We start from the raw sequence: 20,365 nt of genomic DNA on the forward strand, positions 1-20,365 counted from the left end.
AAACTTCAATATACCTTATTTCTATTTTTCCTCTGCCTAGAGTGACAAAAGAGGGATAAGCAAGTGCCGAGCTAGCATGATGAACCTCATCAAGAATCAGAAATACTTTACCAGTTACGTCTTGGCTCAAAGCATCCGCCAACCACTTGGCATTACCTGGCTTTGTTAACCATTGGTAGCTAACAACTAATCCGTGATAGCCTGATACTAATAGCTCATTTGGTGTAGGCAACCGACCTAGCCTTTTTTGAGTTCCAGAATAAAAGAGATTAAGACTAAAAAGATTGCGTGCATCTTGAGCGTATTGTCTCTTTAAGTGTTCAGTAGGAACAACAACAACTAAAAAGCGCCAGTCCAAAACACTTTGCAAGGAGACAAAAGCATATAGCGCCCCGGCTGTTTTACCTGCTGCTGTGCAAGCCTCAACCAAAAAATTCTTTTTGAGGATGGTTTGATACTTTCTGACTAGCCTGTCTTGCCAATCTCTCGGTTTGAATCTCGCAGCCATAGTTTACTCCATTACTGATATTCTCTTAATGTCCATGTCACTCTTTGCTCAACTGGACATCCTGTATCTCAAAGATATCACGTCCGTATCTCAAAGATGATATGTCAAATAATGGGTAAAGATAAAGCTATATCGATAAGATTGTCCCAAGCTATGTTAGAGGCTCTGGACGCACGCGCTATTCTGGATGAGAAAGACAGAACTCAGTTAATCCGGGAAGCAATTTCTGTGTACTTAGGCTTACCAGAAGATGAGGACACGGTTGAAGACAGGGTTAGTTCGCTAGAGCGGAATCTATCTAATTTAAGTAAAAAAATTCAGACGACAGAGGGAAAAACCGACTCGTTAGAGATGCGAGTGAACGAATTAAGTCGTCTGATAGCGATCTTAGTGGAGCGATTATAATAAAACTATAAGATGACTCACGGCAAGTTTATGCTTCCAATTTGGACTGGCGGCAAGGTTATCGTTCCACAGGCAAGGTAACGAGGTAATTTTGTCTAACACAATATAGGCATTACAACCTTGTCTGCGGCAAACTTATGATTCCAAGCGCGGCAAAGTTATGGGTAAAGTCACATTCGATAAAAGGTATGGGTGGGTTGTATCTATAGATTTAGATACAACCCGCCCATATCCATATATCTATATATCTATGTATGGTCTTTTCTGGTTATAAATAAGTGATTTCACTGAACTATTTGATGAAGTATTAAACAATTTGTCTTTAATACTTTATTTATAGCCCTATTTAATCAAATTTATGTAAAAAGATGACTGAATTTCCGAATAATAGATTGATGCTCCTGTTCACCAAGGTTAAGCTGGTAATAATATGAACAGGAAGCCTTTTTGTCCTGATAAGTGAAATGACCGCTAATCGTTTATCAATTAGTCAGGAAAATCCCCATTGTGCTACATCTAACTCTAGCCAAATAGATGTGCAAACTACCCAAGAGGAGGTTTATAGCTTCTTTGTGGAAATTGTCAATAAATTGCCACCAGAGGATGTTTTACGTGAATTCAAAAGTTTATTTATAGACGGTCTTGATTCCGAATATTCTGATTATATACCTGGAATATATAGTGTTTTTCTAGATGAGCATGAACAGGAACTATATAATACATTGAAGCGGTGCTGCTACATCATAGTTAATAATTGGAAAAGTAATCGAAAAGACAAATATATCCAAGATTTAGTTAATTTATTTGTTAATGAAAAGCTGAAAATTAAAGATAATAATCCTCCAGTAGTAAAAACTTGTAAAATCTGGTTAGAGAATTTTTCCAAGAGCAAAGATTACAAGGATCTGAAATTATTTGCTACTAAATATGAAGAATCATCTAAAGGTCATTGGGCTAATCGCTACACTTCCTATTTATTGATCGATCAATCTGTTAATAATAAGAACCCTAAAGAACAACAAGAGGCTGCTAGGAGGCTTTCTAAACAGATAAAAGATAAATTTAAGTTTGAACTCGCAATGTATATTGCTCGTTCTCAATCTGCCGTATCAAACACAACACGCTATAAAAATCCCAGTATTTTAGGAGACCAAGCTCTGCGGTTAATAAAAGCAATTGTTTTAAAAAGAGGTGTATTTAGTCATGATAATATTGCCCATATATTTATCAAGCAAACTGAAAATCAAACCCTGAAAGAATTTAAAATAAACCTAGAAAAATATCTATTTATTTCTGTAGAAAATCAAAAATCAGTCGAGACTTGGCGGCAGCAGTTTGCACATAGTTTATCCTTATGGAAGACGGATTATAATCAAGAAATTGTCACTAAGGAATTTTTCTTGAGAACTTGTAATCGAGTGATTGATTACTTTACAATAGAAAATGCTAAAGAGCCTTCGGAATTATTTATATTATTAATTAACCAAGGTCATGCTTTAACCTTAGTAATTATATTATTAAAGATTATTTTGATTTGTAGAAATTCCCGGAGACATTTAGAAACTCGGATTGCTCATTTGATTCGTTTTTACGAAAACTATTCCGAAGAGGAATGCAAAGGGATAATAAATTTTATCGAGATTTTTAATATCACGTTTGCCATTTATGCAGAAAATGTAGAATATAACTTGATTAAGATGGAAGAAGAGGAACAAAGCAGTAATCAGCAATTAAATCTGGATAGTTATCGTGTGTTTTCACAGATGAAAGTAGATAGACAAAAATGAGTTTAACCTGATTCATGATTTTGCAAGGCGTTCATCTAACCAAGCCAGGGCAGCACCCGCAGTTTCAGCTAGAATACTAATGAGGCGATACAGAGCGATCGCACTAAATACTAAGGCAGCTGGAAAGTGGTGTCGTAAAAGTTCATAGGCAGTCGCTTCAAACACACCTAATCCGCCAGGCGCACCCGGTATCACAAACCCTAACAACCAAGCGCAACTAAAAGCCCCTAGCAACAAAGGAATTTGATTCGCATTCAACGAACCCAAGGCGAACATAGTTAGTATAAACCCAGTGGCGCGTAGTCCCATAAAGCCCACTTCTCCTAACAAAGGGCGTAAAGGGTAGCTTTTAAGACTGAAGGGAACAGTTGGTTGAGTGGTAGCAGCAGATTTTTTTGCTTTTAATTTGTACAAAAAGCGAATAACTGGGTTCAAAAACCAGGGATGAATCGCAGCAAGGACTACAGCTAAACTGAGAAATTGTAGTACTTGTATAACAAAGGTAGTATTCGCTGCTGCAAACTGGCTACTGCTGATGACAATGATGATTAAAGCAGCCGCTAACATAAGTAACGGTTCCAGCAAAACGCTTAAGGTGGCTGCACCTGTAGGAATATTGGCATTTTTGGCGGCGACAATTCGCCCGTAATGATGCCAGATATTACCTGGTAAATACTTAGCGATGTTCGTTTTTAGGTAAACCTGGATGAATTGGGGAGATGATACAGGTTGATTTAACTCTTGCAAAATCCAAGTCCAGATCCAGCCTGCCCAAGTATGAGCTAGTAAAGTTACCCCTGTAGCGATCGCCATAATTGCCCATCCTACATCATCAATGCGGATAGCAGTCACTCCAATCCAATTATCCTTCAGAGCTTTTCCTAAAAAAAACAGCGTCCCTCCCAAAATTATCCAGCGTAAAAATTGCTTCATGAATTTAGTCATTTAACGTTGAGAGCAACAAGGGCTGAATACCTCAAAGTTTATGGTGTATCAGCTATATATCCAAATATTTTGAAGTATCAAACAGCTTGATGTGGTTATTTTTACGAAAAGTATATTACTTTATTTTATATCTCTCTAGAGTTAGATAAAAATATTATTTTTATACTCATTAAAATGTAGCCTGCGCTAGAGGTAAAGAGCATTTTATTATTCATATCCTGAATACAGGTTATCGAAAGTGAGCGAACCAAAACAAGCACAATAACTTGCTGACCAATCCAATGATTTCAGCAAATTGTTAGTTTATTAATATTTTGTAAGGAGGACATACGTGAACGCTGTGAGAGTATTCTTGAAACAAATAAGATTGCGCCAGATATTAACTATCTTTTTAGCTGGACTATTGTTGATAGTTAGCACTGCTTGTAGTGGGGCAAATGCTCAAGGTGCAAATCCGCAAAATCCTGCTGTACAAGCCGGTGGAGCAAACAACCCTTATAAGAATGGTGGAGACAAGTATAGCAACTACAGAATGTCTACCGATCCGAAAATAGCCAACCCAAAAGCCAATCAGGGACGCGACCAAGCTAGCTTACAACCAAGTTCGCAATTGTTGATTGCTACAAATAGAGAATCTGAGATACTTTATCCTGGTGGCGAGACACCAGCAGGTCGAGTCCAGAAAGAAGCAGAACTGCCATTCATCACAGATAAAGACTTCCGCCAGCCTGAACCCGGTGGTTTGATTCAGAATGAATCAAATGTAGGAGATCGGGTTAAAGATCGGCTTGAGACTGTAAAAGGGGCTATTGAAGAAGCTTCCGGCTTTTTGAATAACAAGGCAGATGAAGCGGGTGCTAGACCGGAATTACAAAAAAATCCCGCAGTAGGCAGATAGAAGCCTTATTTTGTCTCACTGCTTGAGATTTAAAATAGATTGCGAATGCCATCTTGGTTGAAGTTTAACTTAGTCACAAAAAAGCAAGGACTTAAAAGTATGAAAAAAGCAATGACTTGGCTGAAAAATATTCGTCCCTTAAAAGTTTTAACAGTTTTTTTGGCAGGGATATTCTTATTTCTGACACAAGCTTGTGGTGCCCCAGGAATAGCAACACAGCCACCACAACCTGGTACTCAAGCACCTAATACCGAACGATACGATTCGACAAAAGATTATCCTCTGAATTCTCCTGCTGGTGGGATGAATAACTTTAGTGATGTAGATCCCAGAGCGAGAGATGAAAAGGCAGCTAATGACAGAGCTGATGCACTGGCGAAAAATGCTCAAAGAAATATTGACCAGAAGTCAGTTGACAGCGCAGGGCAATATGGTGAAAATTACAAACAAGGTACACCCCTTGGTGAAAGAGTGAAGAACCTGGGTGAAGATATCGGCAGTTCAGCTGAAGAAGTTCGCAAAGGTGTTGTTAAGGGAACTCAGCGAGGAATTGAAAATCTCAAGGGTAATACCCAAAATGCAGCCGAAGACGTGACAACAAATGTTCAGCGTGGGGCTGAGGATGCTGGAAAAAATGTTCGGCGTACAGCTGACGATGCAGGCAATGCAGTGAAGAGGGCGGTTGATTGAAATTAGTCATTTAATTCTTGTAAAAATTTGAAACCGCCCACAGACTTATAGTCTGGTGCTACTAAAACAAAGCCTGCATAGACAGGCTTTGTTTTGGTTTGAGATGGGGTTTAATTCCCTTAAACTTTATTATTATAGATATCTCTAGAAATTAAATATGCATTATCTAGAACCCTTGTAGAGATATAGCAGTGCTACGTCTCTACATTATTTTTCATATCTCTAATGAGTCTTTTAGCTCCGTGAACGAGTCTTTGAACTCCGTGAACGAGCCTTTGAACTCCATTAACGAGTCTTTAAACTCCGTTAATGAGCCTTTGAACTCCATTAACGAGTCTTTGAACTCCATTATTGAGCCTTTGAACTCCATTAATGAGTCTTTTAGCTCCATTAATGAGCCTTTGAACTCCATTAATAAGCCTTTTAGCTGCGTGAGCAATTTTTTTGTGCTGTCGGTAATTGCCTGCAACTGCGCTGTAGTAGAGTGTAACTAATTGATAGCGCTGTGAATAAAATCCTAATTTGTTGGAATCGCAATCCGCTTTTTATGTGGAACGCTCATCTGATGCACTTACTTTAGAGACTATTGAGCGGCAGGGTGTGACAATTACAATTAAAGTCCCCCGGCAAATGGGCAAAAGTTCCCTGTTAATCCGCACAATTAATACTGCTGTGAATGCAGGGAAGCGCGTTGCTTTGTTGGATTTCCAATTGTTTGATAAAGCCGCCTTAACTAATGCTGACCTTTTCTTTCGCCAGTTCTGTACTTGGTTAACCGATGAACTGGAAATGACTGACAAAGTTGATGAGTATTGGAATATGCCTTTGGGCAATAGTCAGCGTTGTACTCGCTATGTTGGCCGCTATTTGCTTAAGGAGTTTGGCAACCCCATTGTCTTAGTGATGGATGAAGTGGAAAGGGTCTTTGATACAGATTTTCGCTCTGATTTCTTTGGAATGCTGCGAAGCTGGCACAATAGCCGCGCCACTAATCCCATCTGGAAGCAACTGGATTTAGCGCTGGTTACTTCCACCGAACCCTACCAGCTAATTGATAATCTCAACCAATCCCCTTTTAATGTTGGGCTAGTAATTGATTTAGAAGATTTTACAGCAGTACAGGTTGCTGATTTAAACCGCCGTCATGGTTCACCCTTCAACGCTAGCGAAGAAAAGCAATTAATAGCGTTGCCAGGTGGACATCCTTACTTAGTAAGGCTTGCACTTTACTCAGTTGCTAGCGATCGCCTCTATCCTACCGAATTATTTGCCAATGCGATCGCAGATAATGGCCCCTTTGGCAATCATTTGCGTAACCACCTCTTTCGGTTGCATAACAAACAGGAGTTGGTTCAGGGTATGTTCCAAGTAATTCACCAGAACACCTGTGTAGATGAGCGCATCTTTTTCCGCTTGCGGGGTGCAGGTTTAGTGCGCCGGGAAGGGCGTGTGGTGTTTCCGCGTTGTCAACTTTACACCGATTATTTCCGGGAGCATCTTCGTGGGTAATCCAACCATTTACACTGTAGGCGGGACTGTGCAAGCTGGCGGTGGCATTTACATTCCCCGCCAAGCTGATGAGGAATTACTCGGTTTATGTCGGTCAGCAATATTCGCCTATGTTCTTACGCCGCGCCAAATGGGTAAATCTAGCCTGATGGTACGCACGGCGCAAACCTTAACGGACGAGGGAATTTGCTCAGTAATTGTTGACCTTCAGGAATTGGGGGCAAATGTCACAGCCGAACAGTGGTATTTTGGCTTTTTGGTCAAACTGGAAGACCAACTCATGTTTGATACAGATGTGGTGAGTTGGTGGCAAGAAAACGAGCATTTGGGAGTATCACAACGGCTGACACAGTTTTTTGAGAAGGTTTTGCTGGCTGAGGTTGAGGGGCAAGTTGTGATTTTTGTGGATGAAATTGACTCTACCCTCAGCCTGGATTTTACCGATGATTTTTTTATCGCCATTCGTTATCTCTATGTTGCCCGTGCGACTAATCCTGAATTTGGGCGGCTTTCTTTTGTCTTAATGGGGGTAGCGACTCCCGGCGATTTAATCCGCGACGCTAATAGTCTCAAATCACAAAACCTGATGGCATCAAATTTAGAACTTGATGCTTTAGTTACAGGCTTGAAGGTAGGAAAACGACTTAAAACACCAAATAAAACTGTAGAACTAGATACCCGTGTTTTGGCAGTAGCCACACTCCAGCAGGTAATTTATGGAGTCAAAGAACTTAATCGGCTAGAAGATCATAGCAATTCGGTTAGGGGCGTGGCATTTAGCCCCGACGGTGAAACCATTGCCTCTGCAAGTGATGACAAGACGTTGAAGTTGTGGAATCGCCAGGGGCAGGAGTTACAAACTCTCAAAGGTCATAGCAATTCGGTTAATGGCGTGGCATTTAGCCCCGACGGTCAAACCATTGCCTCTGCAAGTGATGACAAGACGGTGAAGGTGTGGAATCGCCAGGGGCAGGAGTTACAAACTCTCAAAGGTCATAGCAATTCGGTTAATGGCGTGGCATTTAGCCCCGACGGTCAAACCATTGCCTCTGCCAGTGATGATAAAACGGTGAAGCTGTGGAATCTCAATTTGGATGATTTAATAGTTAAGGGTTGTGCTTGGGTACGCGATTATTTGCAAAATAACCCCAATGTGAATGAGAGCGATAAGCGTCTATGTGATGATATTGGCACACGCAGGTTTTATTAATTCGTAGCAAATTAAATTTTGCAACCCCCTGCAATGTCAATGCGTCGGCTAACAATGCCATTGCGTTGGCTAACAATGCCATTGTGTCGGCTAACAATGCCATTGCGTTGGCTAACAATGCCATTGCGTCGCCTAACAATGCCATTGCGTTGGCTAACAATGCCAATACATTCCCCTGCATTAAATAACGCTACGCTTTACGCAAAACTGTACCAAGAAACTGCGTAGGCGTAGACATTGCTCAATCACCACCAATACTACAAATACTTCTGCAACAATAACCCTAACTTTTCCTTCGTCGCGGCTGGTGCTTTATCCAACTGAGTTAAAATCGCATACTGCAACGCCGAATGCGCCTCACTGGTTGGCGGATTTTCACTCAAGCGCCGCACAGTTTCTTGAATCACCTTTTGAGCATTCACAGCATTCCGCAGCAAATTGCCAATCACCATCTCTACCGTCACACTGTCATGGTCTGGATGCCAACAATCATAATCTGTCACCAGCGCTAAAGTTGAGTATGCAATTTCTGCTTCCCTTGCCAACTTCGCCTCTGGTAAATTCGTCATCCCAATGATTGTTGCATCCCAACTGCGGTAAAGATTCGATTCTGCCTTAGTGGAAAATGCTGGCCCTTCCATGCACACATAAGTACCGCCGCGATGGAGAGTAACTTCTGGTAAATTGAGAGATGCGATCGCATCTGCCAACACAGCAGCCAAGTTCTTACAAATCGGATCGCCAAAGGCAATGTGAGCCACAATTCCCTCACCAAAAAATGTTGAAATCCGATTTTTCGTTCTGTCAATAAACTGATCTGGCACTACCATATCCAGTGGTTTCGCTTCTTCCTTCAAGGAACCCACAGCACTAGCTGAAATTAAATACTTCACACCCAATTGCTTCATCGCATAGATATTAGCGCGAAACGGTAACTCAGAGGGTAAAAGCGTGTGATTGCGGCCATGACGCGCCAAAAAGGCTACCCGTGTACCATCCAAAGTCCCCAGAATCAAAGCATCAGATGGTGAACCAAAAGGAGTCTCAACTCGCACCTCTTCGACATCTTTGAGGGCATCCATTTTGTAAAGACCGCTACCACCTATAATCCCAATACTAGCTTGAGCCATGATTCTGAACCTGTTCCTTGCCGATCTACTCAGTTATTTTATCGAAAAGGGGAGTAGCAGAAAACAAAGCGATGTCTACGATGAGCTAGGCGATCGCATTTCGTGCCGCTAACACTATTGAATTTTTACCCATTCATTATTTATTCAGGTATAGATAGCAGCGATCGCCCACTTATTCGAACATTAATTAATAATTTTTAGCAATCAAATTTCCGATAATTTTTGCAGATTAAATGCTTATGATTAACCCTTAAGTCAATTGTCACCATAGTGTATAATCGATGCTTTCTGTATACAAATGTTAATTAGATGCACTCCTACGCACGGAAACAAAGCAAGCGTTATACTTTTGGGAAAAGGCTTATTTTAACCTTTGCTTTTAACATTTTCATAAATCAATGACTCTCAATTTTCGCTTTGCGGTAGTCAGCGACTTACACCTGGCACTTCCTCACACAATCTGGGATCACCCTAGCCGCTTTCATCTGGTAGAAGTAAGTATCTCAGCATTTAAAAGTGTACTAGAACATTTAACACAACTCGATTTAGATTTCTTGTTGTTGCCAGGAGATTTAACTCAGCACGGCGAACCAGAGAACCACGCCTGGTTGCAACAATGTTTAGCCCAGCTACCTTTTCCCGTCTATGTTGTACCTGGCAATCATGACGTTCCTGTAGTGTTGGCCGATCAGCAATCGATTGCTTTTGCAGATTTTCCCTACTATTACACGAAGTTTGGCTATGATGACCCCCAGCAAATGTACTACATTCGTCAATTGCTGCCTGGAGTTAAGCTGATTGGACTAAATTCTAACTCCTTTAATGAGCAAGGTGAGCAGGTGGGGTGTTTAGATACCAAACAGCTACGGTGGTTAGAAGAGGTGCTGGCGGCATCTGGTGATGAATTAGTTTTGGTGATGGTGCATCATAATGTGGTGGAGCATTTGCCCAATCAATCGAACCATCCACTAGCAAATCGCTATATGTTATCCAATTCAGCAGAACTATTGCAGCTGCTGAGGCGCTACGGAGTCAAGCTAGTATTTACCGGGCATTTGCACGTTCAGGATATTGCTTACTCAGATGGAGTATATGATATTACCACTGGTTCTTTAGTGAGCTATCCTCACCCTTACCGAGTGCTAGAGTTTCATCGGGATAACCAAGGTAAAGAATCGCTGCAAATTTTATCTCATCGAGTAGAGTCAGTGCCTGATTTCCCTGACTTACAACAGTCATCAAGGCAGTGGATGGGCGATCGCTCTTTCCCTTTCCTAATCAAGCTACTAACTCAGTCTCCATTAAACTTACCATTATCACAGGCAAAAAAATTAGCCCCTGGTTTGCGCGATTTCTGGGCAACTATTGCCGATGGTGATGCGGTATTAGATTACCCTCATTTTCCCCCAGAAGTGCGGCGCTACATTCAAACATATAGTGCATCACAGTCTAACTCAGCGATCGCCACTGCTGGAAGTTTGACGATGATTGATAATAACAGCACACTTTTGCTGAATAAGAGTTAGGAGTTAGGAGTTAGGAGTTAGAAGGTGATTCAACACTCAACACTCAGCACTCAGCACTCATTACTGATTTTGGCGACAAATTCCAAATGCTGAAGTGTAGGCGTGTAAAAAGGTTCTGCCACCTACAGGGCCAATTTCACCGCCACAGAAAAAACCACCTACAGGAATACCGTTGAGGTAGCGCTGAAATAGTTCAGAATCGAAGTTGGGTTTACCATAAAGTCCTTCACCTCGTCCCAGACAAGAAAACATCAAAGCAGCTACGGCAGAGGGTTCAGATTCTCGTTGGTGTTGATAACTTTGGAGGAGTAATTCGAGGTCTTCAGCAGAGGCTTGGGCATCGCGGAGGTGGAATTGCAGCCTTTGACCAGGACGAACGCGATCGCCAATTGCGATCGCCCCAGCATTTGGATCGACCCCAAGAATACCACGTATTAAAAAGTCTCCTTGCTGCAAAGCCAGCTTAAATTCATCCATTGCCACACCAACAAACAGAGAATGCTGTGCTAAAATCCTTTCTTGTTCGCTGAGACTAGCAATCAAATCTCGCAATACCACTAAAGGTACTTTCTCATCTAACTCTAAAATAATATTGCGATCGGCCTTTGTAACTTGCAATGGCTGGCCAATTGGTCGACATCCTTGGGCGACAATCGTTTCCAAAACAATATTGCCAGTCAAAGCTATACCAATAGTACCCTCACGATACAAGTTTTGCTGTTTTTCACCGTTAGTATCGTTACAAAAAAGCGCAACGCGACCACCCATACCTCCACCACTAGCCTGTCCCCCCACGATCGTCGATCCTGGATAAGCAAAATCCAGCCCTTGCAACAAATCGTTGATTCCAGATGCGAAAGAACTAGACAGCAAGATGAACTGCGGTGTCGGTGATGGTGGTACACCGATCAAATCAACCCAAGCATCTGGTGAACTATCTAAGTCAGGTAATTCTTCCGCAACAATATGAAAAACTTGAATCTTTACTCCTGGAAGGTATGCTAAAGTCAAGCTAATAGCTGGTTCAGCTTCCAATTCTTGGGTTTCTCCGCTCACTGTCGTCCCAATTACACCACCACCACTACAGCCAATTAGCACAGGCACAGAAAGTTTTTCAGCTAACAAGGGTAACAGTCGGGAATACTCACTCGCAAAAGCAGACGAAATGAATACCAGTCCTAGATCCGCAGGTGCTGTTAACGATGAAACAGCTCGTTCTACCACATCTGTAACAGCGGCTTCCAGAGAATGACGGGTTGATAGGGCATTTGCCCACTGCATTTGGTCTGCCATTAGTTTTGAGCTTCTTTCTCTTTTTAGGCTAGTAGATTTTGACTTTTTATTTTGGGAAGAATTGCATCTTACAAGAATTGATGCCAGCCCTTTGTCTCCTCCATCCCAAGAAGCTGGGGTTGTCATTCCCTAATATAGGCATCTAAATATATTGTATGATTATTTATCTATGCTACTAATTCCACAAAATCTTAAAAAATAAAGGTAAATGTATTATAGATACGGTAGCTTGCTGTATTGGTTATAAATCAATAGGCTAAAACACTAACTTATGATTGGCTAAATGGTTAGAATGGTTAGTAATCAAGAGAAAAACTGCCATTTCTGAACATTTTCTATACTAGTATTAACAACACACAACGAGACTAAAGCTAATGACCAACATCCAAGAAACAGCAAAAGGCGACATCCAAGAGAAAATCCAAGAAGAAGTGGAACAAGCGCGTACTGTCTGTGATATTAACGGTAGCAACTCACCAGAGTGTGCTGCTGCTTGGGATGCAGTAGAAGAATTGCAAGCCGAAGCTTCCCACAAGCGCCAAAGCAAGCCAAAAAATTCTCTAGAACAGTATTGTGATGACAACCCAGATGCAATTGAATGCCGGGTTTACGACGACTAGAAATTGAGGCAACTGGATTTTCTGTTGTTTGGTCAGCAAACAACCAACATTGACCAAAGAAGACGCCCAGAGTGGAGGACGCAGGGACTCACCAATGTCCTCCACTTGCAAGCGTTTTATTTAGAGCTACCAATTTTAGTTGTGGAAACAAAAAATAAATTCCTTATTTGAATCAATAGGCTTCTTCCAAAGGGATAAGTTGCGATTTCCATAAATTAAACAACCAATTAATTGGTATTAGGGGCGTACAGATGTACGCCCCTATAAATTTTTTATAATACTCGTGACTTCTAGTCATACGAGGTTCAATAAACTATTATCAAGAAGAATTCAGGATGAACGGGAGTTCGACTGACTGCTGAATAAAAGGGTTTAATATCCCTGCCTTATTTAGCAGTCTAGAATCCATTAGTAGTATAAAATTTTACTTGATTGATTATTTGAACTCCTGACTTCTTTTTTATCTATTGTTTGAGAAAAAATATGGACTATGATATTTGGTTTCGACCTTTCGTCTGGATTGATTACCGACTGGCAGTATTATTTCTGGTAATTATTCCGCTAATTCTTCTGATTTGGGCATTCGTACAAAAAACAGAAGGCATACAACGCTTATTGGCTATATACTGGCGAGTATCAAGCTTGGTGGCAATCACGATTTACTTAATGATTGCCCAGTATCCAGTTAGCTTTCTCTGTGGGTTGATGGCTCAGATTTTGATCCCGATTTCGCTGTGGTTCTGGGTGGATATCAACGATGAAATTGAGTATCAAACCAGTGGATCTTTGAAATTTATTTTTACCTCTTGGCGCTGGGCGACAACTGTTTATTGTTTTTTGGGCGCACTAGCCTTTATCCCTTTTTTGGGTTGTGCTTTTTCTGCTAGTGTGATGAAGAGTGCTTATTGTCGCGTCTGGTTTGAGATTCCGTTATTATTCAAAGAATATTTTCATGCTAATAGCAAAGCTGAGTTCTTAGGTTTTCTTGGTATAACTAGTTTAGTCATTTATGTGGTTTACTTAAGCTATTTTGTTCTGATTAAGCTGGGCAAACAGGGACGCTCGGCTACACCACAGTAACCCTCGCTGCGCCACTTTACTCCTACTCTTAAAACAATGAATTCTATTGGTAAGCGACTGGAACAATACACCGCTAAACGCACCAAAGAAGTCCTAATTGTAACGGTGGAAATTGCCGATGAGGAAGATACAATTGCTATTTTCAAAGGCTTTTCTAGTTCTTTGATGCGTCCAACGGCATTTGATGCAGATGTACCAGTTCTACCAGATGGGGCAAACATCCTCAACATTGACCGAGTAGCCAGTCCTTACAATCCTGAAGCACCCCGTTATATTCAACAAGGAATTTCTTGGAAAGCTATGGAAGCTCTATTCTCAGAAGTGGGAGTTTAACTAATTCGTAATTTTGCGTCACGGCTAACTTTGAGATTGTTGATGGAGCGATATGGTTTCTTGTTTGAAGTTGAGGAACTTATTGTTGAAATGGCAGACCTTTGCATAGGATTGCTTGGCTCTGTGAATAATCAGATATGATTTAGACATGGAGTTTGAGTGGGATGAGTCAAAAGCAACAGCTAACCTAACAAAGCACGGTATCAGCTTTGAAGAGGCTAAGACCGTCTTTGATAATATGCTGGCAGTTATTTTTGATGATGAAGCTCACTCAGTAAGTGAGAAGCGAGAGATTATTATTGGGCACTCCCGAAACAATCGCTTGCTATTGATTTCTTTCACCGAACGTTCTAATGCCATTCGCATTATCAGTGCCCGTTTAGCCACTCGAAGGGAGCGTGAAGATTATGAGCAAAACGCCTTTTGATGAGTCACACAATTCAGATGACGAGCTTTTAGCTGAGTACCACTTTGATTATAAAAAGGCGAAGCCCAACCGCTTTGCTGCTCAAAGTAGAAAGCAACTGCTAAAAGTTGTGGTTCTAGATGAAGATGTAGCTCAAGTTTTTACAACACCAGAATCGGTCAATAAGGTGCTAAGGGCACTAATTGAGTCAATGCCACAAGTTGCAGACGGCGACAAAGCCTAACAAGCGCAATACAGCGGACGGACGAAAGCCACTGGTGCTGAGTTTAATGTTGCTTATATCCTTTGACCAGGAACGTTACCTTGAAAAAAGCAAGCTACAGATTGGTCTAAATTGCCGTGTGAAACTGTCTTCTCTACGAGACGCTGCGCGAACAATTTTAAATAATTATTTTGACTTTTAAACTTACAAAATGTCCCGTTCTGGATACACACTTCCCGTCTTTGCGTGCGCTGCTGCTGTTGCAGCTTTACACTGGTTACACGATCGCAAACCCCTAACTTTAGCATCTGTAGATTTGATTGAACCGGCTCAAATCGCAGAAATCCCCATTGAACAGGTAGCGGGAATATCTGATAATACAGCTCTGGCGATCGCTCGCAGCGATCCCGGTGATAATCTCGATTTGACTAAAGATACACCGATTTGGGCATTGGTGGAATGGCGCGAACAGGGTGATGATGCAGTAATTATTAAAGGTGGCGAAGGGATTGGTAGGCAATTAAACGCTGATGACAAGCCTGCTATTTATGCTTACGCTCAAAGACTGTTGCAAGAGAATTTGCAACGAATGCTAGCACCGGGAGAAAAAATCACGGTGACGATTATTTTACCCCAAGGGCGATCGCTTGCTGTTCGGACTTCCAATTCTGCCTTTGGTGTGGTTGAAGGACTTTCGCTTTTAGGCACAACCGGTATTTCTCAACCCTTAAGTACACCAGATCAGCTTGCGGTTTTTCGGGCGGAATTACAAAATAAAGCCAGTCGTTTTGAGAGTTTAGTATTCTGCATTGGGGAGAATGGCCTAGATTTGGCGCGTAAACTAGGGATTAACCCCGAACAATTGGTCAAAACTGCTAACTGGCTTGGACCAATGTTAGTAGAAGCTGATGTGCTGGGTGTCAAAGAAATCTTATTATTTGGCTATCACGGTAAGCTGATGAAGTTGGCTGGGGGAATTTTTCACACCCATCACTACTTGGCTGATGGACGGCGAGAAATTTTAGCAGCCCACTGTGCGATCGAAGGTTTAAAATCACCTGATATCCAAGCTGTATTTAACAGTGCAACTGCTGAAGCAGCACTAACATACCTAAAATCCCTAGATGCTGCAACTGGTAATGATTGGGTAAATAAAGTTTACAGTGCGATCGCCGAAACTATCGATGTTCGTTCCCAAGAATACATTCAAAGTCATAGTGAAAAAGGCACAAAAGTAACAGTCTGTGGCTCTATTCTCTTTGATCGTGATCGCAAAATTATCGTGAAGAGTAAAACTGCTGGTCTGTTGATGGGAAAATTATGTTAATTTATTATGAATAATCGTAAACAATCCAAAAAAATAATCCTTTAAGTAACCACTCTAGGGTAGATTTATCGTTTTAATACCATCTCCACCTCCGGGGCTTGACAAATGCACGTAAACTAGCTTTTGTCAAGGCTTTCTATACCATTATCAGCCTATCCAGGCTGGATAATAGCATCACCATAGACCACAAAGCATCTATTTATCCTTAACAGATATAACACTCCCGTCATGAATACAGCGGTGACTCTACCAACAGAACAAGCGCCCCAAACATTGGAAACTTTTGGGCGGCTTGATCGCCAATTGATTGTAATTCTGGATTTTGGCTCTCAATATTCTGAGTTGATTGCCCGTCGCATCCGCGAGACTCAAGTATACTCCGAAGTTTTATCGTATCGCACTACTTCTGAACATTTGCGCCAACTCAATCCCAAGGGAATCATCCTCTCAGGTGGCCCAAGTTCAGTTTATAGTGATAACGCTCCCCATTGTGACCCAGAAATCTGGAATTTGGGAATACCCATTTTGGGTGTTTGCTATGGGATGCAGTTGATGGTAAACCAACTTGGTGGGGAAGTGGCAAAGGCAGATCGAGGTGAATACGGCAAAGCCTCATTATATATTGACGATCCCACAGATTTGCTTACTAATGTTGAAGATGGCACTACCATGTGGATGAGTCATGGAGACTCAGTAACTCAAATGCCATCGGGGTTTGAATTGCTAGCACATACAGAAAATACTCCCTGTGCTGCCATTGCCGACCACGAAAGGAAACTTTACGGCGTTCAGTTCCATCCAGAGGTGGTGCATTCTGTTGGTGGTATAGCATTAATCCGCAATTTTGTCTACCATATCTGCGATTGCGAACCCACTTGGACAACAGCAGCTTTTGTCGAAGAAGCAATTCGAGAAATTCGCGCCAGAGTTGGTGAAAAACGGGTGCTGTTGGCGCTGTCTGGTGGAGTGGATTCTTCTACCCTGGCTTTCTTGCTATACAAAGCAATTGGTGAGCAACTGACTTGCGTGTTTATCGATCAAGGCTTTATGCGAAAATATGAGCCAGAGCGATTGGTAAAGCTGTTTCAAGAGCAGTTTCACATTCCTGTTGAATATGTTAACGCCCGCGATCGCTTTTTAGCTAGAGTTGCTGAGATCACCGATCCTGAAGAAAAACGCCGCCGCATCGGACACGAATTTATCAGTGTATTTGAAGAAACATCCAAGCGCCTCGGTCACTTTGATTATCTAGCTCAAGGAACTCTTTATCCAGATGTCATCGAATCTGCTGACACCAATGTAGATCCGCAAAGTGGTGAGCGGGTAGCGGTGAAAATTAAGAGTCATCACAATGTTGGCGGTTTGCCCAAAGACCTAAGATTTAAATTGGTCGAACCACTGCGGAAACTATTTAAAGATGAAGTTCGCAAACTTGGACGTTCCATTGGTTTACCAGAAGAAATTGTTCAACGGCAACCTTTTCCTGGGCCTGGTTTAGCAATTCGGATTCTGGGGGAAGTTACATCTGAGCGGTTAAATATTTTGCGCGATGCTGATTTGATTGTACGGCAAGAAATTAACCAACGCGGTATGTATCATGATTTCTGGCAAGCATTTGCTGTATTGCTGCCAATTCGTAGTGTTGGCGTTATGGGGGATCAACGTACTTACGCTTACCCCATTGTTTTGCGGATTGTTACCAGTGAAGATGGCATGACTGCTGATTGGGCGAGAGTGCCTTATGATGTCCTGGAAGTGATTTCTACTCGAATTGTGAATGAGGTGAAAGGGGTGAATCGGGTGGTTTACGACATCACCTCTAAACCGCCTGGAACCATTGAATGGGAGTAATCAAGTTTTGAGTTGACTTAACTAAAAGCTCATTACTTTTTGCTATGCTTCAGATTACTTCCAGGAGTTTAGATTCGCATACAGCAGTTTGCAAGTTAATAGTCAAGTATATTACTTCTGACTCCTAATTCCTGACTTGATCTGGAGCGTCTTTACCTACGTTTCAATGAGCTTGAGTTAAGGGTTATTGGTGTAGATAATTGGTCTTTCAAGACGCAATTTATCGCCTCTCTACATCTGGGTTTTGACCTTATCTGAACTGTATTGATTTAAAAATGACAATGCCGACCTGACTCGTTTTAAGACTCGGTATTGTCTATTTTTTTGACTTTTTTCAAGCTCCATCAAAATCCAAACCTGTTAGTAATAAAGCAGTCAGTAGCTAGTCAAATTATTTTTGAACTTAAACTATTCGTTAAAGTTAATTTTTTAATGTAAAGGAATTTAAACACTAACATAATTTTATCCAGTCGATAATTATAAATGCCAGTGAATAATTAAGCATCAATTGCATGGTGACAAGACAAATTGAGTTATTTTCTAGGAAAATCGGCGCGATCGCAGTAAAATTACCAATGGTATGGTGACAGAGAAAAAACAAGCAGCTCAAAATTAGAAATACATTTCATTCGATCAACATTAATGGAGATGTTATGGAACCTGCTCTTCCCCTTGCTGGCTTAAACATCCTCGTAGTTGATGATGATGATGATAGCCGCTTTTACATTACTACTGTGTTGGAAGCTGATGGAGCCACCATTATGGCAGTTTCATCGGCGGCGGTAGCATTAAAAGTATTACCTGAGTTGCAACCAGATGTCTTGATTTGTGATATTGCTATGCCTGATGAAGATGGCTACACCCTGATCCGCAAGATCCGGGCACTGAAGCCTGAAATTTATGGAAAACTTCCGGCGATCGCTTTAACTGCTTATGGCGATAGCGAGTATCGTAGCCGTGCTTTGGAAGCGGGTTTTCAGACTCATGTACCTAAACCAGTCGATCCCGGAGAACTAGTTGCGATCGTCGCAGAATTGGTTGCTTCTTATAAGAGTTAATGCAAAGATACAGTTATTTGTCGGTCGTTATTTGTTATTTTCCCGATCGTATTTTTTAAACGAAGAAATTAAGGTTATAGAACATCACTTTTGGTAAGGTATTGGCTTGGGAAAAAATGTTGGAAATAATACAATATACTTCGATTCAGGCTTGATCCTCCCTAACTCTCCTTTTTAATGAGGGAATTAAAGCAAGCCTTTTTAAGGGAAACCAGCATAGTATAGGGCATGATTTAGAATTTCTGAGACTACTTTGCTCCAGTTTCAAAGCTAATTTGCTCAGACTTATATGCTGGTGGCTCGACGTGAATTAAAATTCTCACTGGACGAAATCGTTCTTCTAATCGGCTTTCTACTTCTTCAGTGATGTGGTGGGCGGTTTCTACGTCTACTGCATCCACTATTAAATGCATTTCAATGAATACTTGACGACCAAGAACGCCGCGAGAAGCGATCGCATGACAGTTAATAACACCTGGAACAGAAGTAGCGATCGCATGTATTGCTTCTGGTGCGATCGCCATTTGATCCACAAGCCAAGGCAAATTCTCTTTTAAAACTGACCAGCCACTCCAAAATACCAACAAGGCGACAGGAAAAGCTAAGACCAAATCCATCCATTGATAACCTAGCCAAACTCCTATCAAGCCACCGATTACAGAGATTGTCACCCAAATATCGCTCATGGTATGTGTCGCATCAGCGATGAGAATTGAGCTACCTACCCGCTTACCCACAGCACGTTCATAAAACGCCACAAAAATATTCACGCCCAGCACAATTAGTAATAACCACAACTCAGGTGGCGATATTTTTATCGGTTCACCACCACCTTTGAGAATTCGTTCGATTGCTCCTTGCAGAATTTCAAAACAGGCTATTCCTAAAAATGAGGCAATTCCTAGAGCGCCCACAGCTTCAAACTTGCTGTGTCCGTAGGGATGCTCGCGATCGGGTTGTGGAGAAGAAAATTTACTCGCAACTAATCCTAAAACATTGTTGGCACTATCTGTCACACTATGCAAGGCATCAGCTAATAAACTCAAAGAACCTGTCCAGTAGCCCACAAGTGCTTTCAATCCCATTACAAACAGGTTGAGCAATAAGGTAATAATTAAAACCTTTCTTACTTCGGCGCGGTTATCGTAAGTCATAGATAATTTATCACATCAAGTTCTATGACTTCTAATGTAGACATCAAAACATCAATAAACACAAATAAAATGTATCAAAGTCTTACGCAGTAAGAGTTAAGTCTCTCTATAATCTCTAGATTTTATGCCAATTATTGAGATAGTTTTTAACTAACAATGGCTATAAGCTAGATAGACATTAGTAATAGCTTTAAAGATGACAGCGGATATTTAGCATTAATTCCAGGAATATTTTCATTAACTTTGTTATTAATACATCAACTGAGATCGTATTGAATTGTATTCAAAGATATTATGCCGACCATCAGTGGTCTGTATTTACTCTAAATTACCGATCGGCTTAATGAGTGTTATTTACTGCCTGATAAGGACAAGTAAGCTCATGGTTTATTCAGAAAATTGTCAAAATTTG

Annotated in this window: 22 protein-coding genes; 16 read left to right on the forward strand and 6 right to left on the reverse strand. The window is 41.3% G+C overall.

Annotated features, from left to right (window positions below; all coding sequences use genetic code 11):
- The coding region (locus HWQ43_RS06310) for a DEAD/DEAH box helicase (RefSeq protein ID WP_292731356.1) at positions 1 to 508 on the reverse strand (508 nt) is incomplete at its 3' end.
- 111 nt (positions 509 to 619) lie between these two features.
- Here HWQ43_RS06310 and HWQ43_RS06315 point away from each other — a divergent pair.
- On the forward strand, positions 620 to 913 hold the full coding sequence (locus HWQ43_RS06315; protein ID WP_292731736.1) for a ribbon-helix-helix protein, CopG family: 294 nt from the start codon (positions 620 to 622) through the stop codon (positions 911 to 913).
- A 464-nt stretch (positions 914 to 1,377) separates the two neighbouring features.
- Positions 1,378 to 2,700, forward strand: coding sequence for a hypothetical protein (locus tag HWQ43_RS06320; RefSeq protein ID WP_292731358.1), 1,323 nt, complete (start codon positions 1,378 to 1,380; stop codon positions 2,698 to 2,700).
- Positions 2,701 to 2,712: 12 nt separating this feature from the next.
- On the opposite strand, the gene HWQ43_RS06325 is transcribed toward HWQ43_RS06320, so the two are convergent.
- A complete protein-coding gene (locus tag HWQ43_RS06325; protein WP_292731360.1) occupies positions 2,713 to 3,633 on the reverse strand; it encodes a lysylphosphatidylglycerol synthase domain-containing protein in 921 nt (306 codons plus the stop codon).
- 343 nt (positions 3,634 to 3,976) lie between these two features.
- Here HWQ43_RS06325 and HWQ43_RS06330 point away from each other — a divergent pair, with 343 nt between their 5' ends.
- Both HWQ43_RS06330 and HWQ43_RS06335 read left to right on the forward strand, forming a co-directional pair.
- Positions 3,977 to 4,543 carry a DUF6658 family protein gene (locus tag HWQ43_RS06330; protein ID WP_292731361.1) on the forward strand — a complete coding sequence of 189 codons (567 nt, stop codon included), beginning with the start codon at positions 3,977 to 3,979 and terminating at the stop codon, positions 4,541 to 4,543.
- Positions 4,544 to 4,642: 99 nt separating this feature from the next.
- A complete protein-coding gene (locus tag HWQ43_RS06335) occupies positions 4,643 to 5,233 on the forward strand; it encodes a hypothetical protein (protein ID WP_292731363.1) in 591 nt (196 codons plus the stop codon).
- Positions 5,234 to 5,529: 296 nt separating this feature from the next.
- Here HWQ43_RS06335 and HWQ43_RS33730 read toward each other — a convergent pair whose 3' ends face one another.
- Positions 5,530 to 5,673 carry a hypothetical protein gene (locus tag HWQ43_RS33730; protein ID WP_366932795.1) on the reverse strand — a complete coding sequence of 48 codons (144 nt, stop codon included), beginning with the start codon at positions 5,671 to 5,673 and terminating at the stop codon, positions 5,530 to 5,532.
- Positions 5,674 to 5,758: 85 nt separating this feature from the next.
- On the opposite strand from HWQ43_RS33730, the gene HWQ43_RS06340 reads away from it, so the two are divergent.
- The 3 genes from HWQ43_RS06340 to HWQ43_RS06350 are packed head-to-tail and all read left to right on the forward strand — an operon-like array spanning position 5,759 to position 8,180.
- A complete protein-coding gene (locus HWQ43_RS06340; protein WP_366932792.1) occupies positions 5,759 to 6,742 on the forward strand; it encodes an AAA-like domain-containing protein in 984 nt (327 codons plus the stop codon).
- A complete protein-coding gene (locus HWQ43_RS06345) occupies positions 6,735 to 7,952 on the forward strand; it encodes an AAA-like domain-containing protein (RefSeq protein ID WP_292731365.1) in 1,218 nt (405 codons plus the stop codon). The genes HWQ43_RS06340 and HWQ43_RS06345 overlap by 8 nt, the downstream gene beginning before the upstream one ends.
- Positions 7,953 to 7,970: 18 nt before the next feature.
- Positions 7,971 to 8,180 (forward strand): hypothetical protein, encoded by a 210-nt coding sequence (locus HWQ43_RS06350; protein ID WP_292731367.1) that lies wholly within the window; start codon positions 7,971 to 7,973, stop codon positions 8,178 to 8,180.
- A 29-nt stretch (positions 8,181 to 8,209) separates the two neighbouring features.
- Here the strand turns inward: HWQ43_RS06350 and HWQ43_RS06355 are convergent, their stop codons facing one another.
- Entirely contained in the window at positions 8,210 to 9,082 is an 873-nt protein-coding gene (locus HWQ43_RS06355; RefSeq protein ID WP_292731369.1) for an S-methyl-5'-thioadenosine phosphorylase, read from the reverse strand.
- Between the two features lie 398 nt (positions 9,083 to 9,480).
- On the opposite strand from HWQ43_RS06355, the gene HWQ43_RS06360 reads away from it, so the two are divergent.
- Entirely contained in the window at positions 9,481 to 10,608 is a 1,128-nt protein-coding gene (locus HWQ43_RS06360; RefSeq protein ID WP_292731371.1) for a metallophosphoesterase, read from the forward strand.
- A 60-nt stretch (positions 10,609 to 10,668) separates the two neighbouring features.
- Here HWQ43_RS06360 and HWQ43_RS06365 read toward each other — a convergent pair whose 3' ends face one another.
- Entirely contained in the window at positions 10,669 to 11,901 is a 1,233-nt protein-coding gene (locus HWQ43_RS06365; RefSeq protein WP_292731373.1) for an FIST N-terminal domain-containing protein, read from the reverse strand.
- A gap of 374 nt (positions 11,902 to 12,275) precedes the next feature.
- Between HWQ43_RS06365 and HWQ43_RS06370 the strand changes: the two genes are divergently transcribed.
- From HWQ43_RS06370 to HWQ43_RS06405, 8 genes are all read left to right on the forward strand, one after another.
- Positions 12,276 to 12,521, forward strand: coding sequence for a Calvin cycle protein CP12 (locus HWQ43_RS06370; RefSeq protein ID WP_069074399.1), 246 nt, complete (start codon positions 12,276 to 12,278; stop codon positions 12,519 to 12,521).
- Between the two features lie 483 nt (positions 12,522 to 13,004).
- A complete protein-coding gene (locus tag HWQ43_RS06375) occupies positions 13,005 to 13,601 on the forward strand; it encodes a DUF3177 family protein (RefSeq protein WP_292731375.1) in 597 nt (198 codons plus the stop codon).
- 36 nt (positions 13,602 to 13,637) lie between these two features.
- Positions 13,638 to 13,934, forward strand: coding sequence for a hypothetical protein (locus tag HWQ43_RS06380; RefSeq protein WP_292731377.1), 297 nt, complete (start codon positions 13,638 to 13,640; stop codon positions 13,932 to 13,934).
- 148 nt (positions 13,935 to 14,082) lie between these two features.
- Entirely contained in the window at positions 14,083 to 14,361 is a 279-nt protein-coding gene (locus HWQ43_RS06385) for a BrnT family toxin (RefSeq protein WP_292731378.1), read from the forward strand.
- Positions 14,342 to 14,584: a hypothetical protein gene (locus tag HWQ43_RS06390; protein WP_292731380.1), complete on the forward strand. Its 243-nt coding sequence runs from the start codon at positions 14,342 to 14,344 to the stop codon at positions 14,582 to 14,584. Before HWQ43_RS06385 ends, HWQ43_RS06390 begins: the two co-directional genes overlap by 20 nt.
- A gap of 190 nt (positions 14,585 to 14,774) precedes the next feature.
- Positions 14,775 to 15,890 (forward strand): cobalt-precorrin-5B (C(1))-methyltransferase CbiD, encoded by a 1,116-nt coding sequence (cbiD, locus tag HWQ43_RS06395; RefSeq protein ID WP_292731382.1) that lies wholly within the window; start codon positions 14,775 to 14,777, stop codon positions 15,888 to 15,890.
- Positions 15,891 to 16,118: 228 nt separating this feature from the next.
- Positions 16,119 to 17,741, forward strand: a complete 1,623-nt coding sequence (gene guaA / locus HWQ43_RS06400) for a glutamine-hydrolyzing GMP synthase (protein ID WP_292731384.1) — start codon at positions 16,119 to 16,121, stop codon at positions 17,739 to 17,741.
- Between the two features lie 653 nt (positions 17,742 to 18,394).
- Positions 18,395 to 18,799 (forward strand): response regulator, encoded by a 405-nt coding sequence (locus tag HWQ43_RS06405; RefSeq protein ID WP_292731386.1) that lies wholly within the window; start codon positions 18,395 to 18,397, stop codon positions 18,797 to 18,799.
- A gap of 248 nt (positions 18,800 to 19,047) precedes the next feature.
- Here HWQ43_RS06405 and HWQ43_RS06410 read toward each other — a convergent pair whose 3' ends face one another.
- Positions 19,048 to 19,953: a cation diffusion facilitator family transporter gene (locus HWQ43_RS06410; RefSeq protein ID WP_292731388.1), complete on the reverse strand. Its 906-nt coding sequence runs from the start codon at positions 19,951 to 19,953 to the stop codon at positions 19,048 to 19,050.
- Positions 19,954 to 20,365: the final 412 nt, after the last annotated feature.

The sequence above is a fragment of the Nostoc sp. JL31 genome, from assembly GCF_017114965.1.
Classification (GTDB): Bacteria; Cyanobacteriota; Cyanobacteriia; order Cyanobacteriales; family Nostocaceae; genus Nostoc; species Nostoc punctiforme_A.

Coding starts and splice junctions, on each gene's coding strand:
- HWQ43_RS06315 (WP_292731736.1), top strand. CDS start 620: ATGGGTAAAGATAAAGCTATATCGATAAGATTGTCCCAAGCTATGTTA.
- HWQ43_RS06320 (WP_292731358.1), top strand. CDS start 1,378: ATGACCGCTAATCGTTTATCAATTAGTCAGGAAAATCCCCATTGTGCT.
- HWQ43_RS06325 (WP_292731360.1), bottom strand. CDS start 3,633: ATGAAGCAATTTTTACGCTGGATAATTTTGGGAGGGACGCTGTTTTTT.
- HWQ43_RS06335 (WP_292731363.1), top strand. CDS start 4,643: ATGAAAAAAGCAATGACTTGGCTGAAAAATATTCGTCCCTTAAAAGTT.
- HWQ43_RS06355 (WP_292731369.1), bottom strand. CDS start 9,082: ATGGCTCAAGCTAGTATTGGGATTATAGGTGGTAGCGGTCTTTACAAA.
- HWQ43_RS06360 (WP_292731371.1), top strand. CDS start 9,481: ATGACTCTCAATTTTCGCTTTGCGGTAGTCAGCGACTTACACCTGGCA.
- HWQ43_RS06365 (WP_292731373.1), bottom strand. CDS start 11,901: ATGGCAGACCAAATGCAGTGGGCAAATGCCCTATCAACCCGTCATTCT.
- HWQ43_RS06370 (WP_069074399.1), top strand. CDS start 12,276: ATGACCAACATCCAAGAAACAGCAAAAGGCGACATCCAAGAGAAAATC.
- HWQ43_RS06375 (WP_292731375.1), top strand. CDS start 13,005: ATGGACTATGATATTTGGTTTCGACCTTTCGTCTGGATTGATTACCGA.
- HWQ43_RS06380 (WP_292731377.1), top strand. CDS start 13,638: ATGAATTCTATTGGTAAGCGACTGGAACAATACACCGCTAAACGCACC.
- HWQ43_RS06385 (WP_292731378.1), top strand. CDS start 14,083: ATGGAGTTTGAGTGGGATGAGTCAAAAGCAACAGCTAACCTAACAAAG.
- HWQ43_RS06390 (WP_292731380.1), top strand. CDS start 14,342: ATGAGCAAAACGCCTTTTGATGAGTCACACAATTCAGATGACGAGCTT.
- cbiD (WP_292731382.1), top strand. CDS start 14,775: ATGTCCCGTTCTGGATACACACTTCCCGTCTTTGCGTGCGCTGCTGCT.
- guaA (WP_292731384.1), top strand. CDS start 16,119: ATGAATACAGCGGTGACTCTACCAACAGAACAAGCGCCCCAAACATTG.
- HWQ43_RS06405 (WP_292731386.1), top strand. CDS start 18,395: ATGGAACCTGCTCTTCCCCTTGCTGGCTTAAACATCCTCGTAGTTGAT.
- HWQ43_RS06410 (WP_292731388.1), bottom strand. CDS start 19,953: ATGACTTACGATAACCGCGCCGAAGTAAGAAAGGTTTTAATTATTACC.